This window comes from Candidatus Magnetobacterium casense, from assembly GCF_019173545.1.
Lineage (GTDB): Bacteria > Nitrospirota > Thermodesulfovibrionia > Thermodesulfovibrionales > Magnetobacteriaceae > Magnetobacterium > Magnetobacterium cryptolimnobacter.
The window spans coordinates 1-1320 of the sequence record NZ_JABXWD010000686.1 but is presented as its reverse complement, the minus strand read 5'-3'; the positions used below and the strand labels follow the sequence as shown (position 1 = coordinate 1320).

Below are 1320 nucleotides of genomic sequence, written 5' to 3'. Positions count from 1 at the left end.
GACACGCCCATGATATTTTTCTTTGAGACTGCAACTGAAGCCTTCTCTGATGTCGCAAGGGCTATTGACTTTATCTTGATGTCTGATTCAAGCATCCTTGCAACATTCATCCTGTGCGCGGCTTTCCTGTATATGTCAGCGACCTCGGCCCTCTCCTTCTTGACGTCTTTAAGTATCTGGAAGAATTCAAGGATGAGCCCGTCCCTCTTTTTCTTGAGCAGCTTGTGGCCGTTCTTGGCGAGGGCTATCCTTTTCTTAAGCTCGATTAATTCTGACCTGGTCGGCTTGACATAGCTCATTTTCGGATGTAATATTTCTTCTTAAGCTCCGGGCTGATTCTTGTCAGCTCGTCTTCAGGGATAGCGCTGCATATCATCCACCCAATCTCAAGCGTCTTTTCGATGCTCCTGTCATCATCCCTGCTCTGTGTGACAAATTCATTCTCAAAATGCTCAGCGAGCCGCAGGAATCTCTTGTCCCTTGCTGACAACGGGTCTTCACCGACAATCGCTACAAGGCCTCTCAGGTCCCTCCCCTCTGCATATCCTGCATAGAGCTGGTCTGAAACTGCCTTGTGGTCGTCCCTTGTCTTTTTTGCGCCGATGCCCATGTTCATCAGCCTCGACAGCGACGGGAGAACATCCACCGGAGGATAAATACCCTTGTTGTGAAGCTCTCTTGACAATACAATCTGGCCTTCAGTTATATATCCTGTAAGGTCAGGGATTGGGTGTGTGATGTCATCGCCAATCATTGTGAGGATTGGAATCTGCGTGACTGAGCCCTTCTTCTCCTTGATGAGCCCTGCCCTCTCGTAGATTTGCGCAAGGTCAGTGTACATGTAGCCGGGGTATCCCCTTCTGCCTGGAACCTCTTCCCTTGCCGCGCCAATCTCCCTCAATGCCTCGCAGTAATTTGTCATGTCTGTGAGGATGACAAGGACGTGGTATCCCTTCTCGAATGCAAGGTATTCTGCCGCAGTGAGCGCGAGCCTTGGCGTAATTATCCTCTCGACAGCCGGGTCGTTTGCAAGGTTTAGGAATAGTATTGACCTTGAAAGCGCGCCGGTCCTTTCGAAATCATCAATGAAATGCTGGGTCTCCTCGTTTGTGATTCCCATCGCAGCAAAGATGACCACGAAATTCTCGTCTGTTCCCCTTACCTTTGCCTGCCTTGCTATCTGGAGTGCAATGTCGTTGTGGGGAAGGCCTGAACCTGAAAAGATTGGCAGCTTCTGGCCGCGAACAAGCGTGTTCATCGCGTCAATTGTTGATATGCCAGTCTCAATGAAATCTGACGGGCTGTCCCTTGAATAGGGGT

General features: G+C 49.9%; 2 protein-coding genes. Both read right to left on the bottom strand.

Going from position 1 to position 1320, the window contains the following annotated elements:
* Positions 1-299 (bottom strand): V-type ATP synthase subunit D (locus HWQ67_RS18750; protein WP_218254216.1); only part of this gene is annotated, 299 nt, incomplete at its 3' end.
* On the bottom strand, positions 296-1320 hold a 1025-nt coding region (locus HWQ67_RS18745), incomplete at its 5' end, for a V-type ATP synthase subunit B (RefSeq protein ID WP_218254215.1). The genes HWQ67_RS18745 and HWQ67_RS18750, both read right to left, overlap by 4 nt.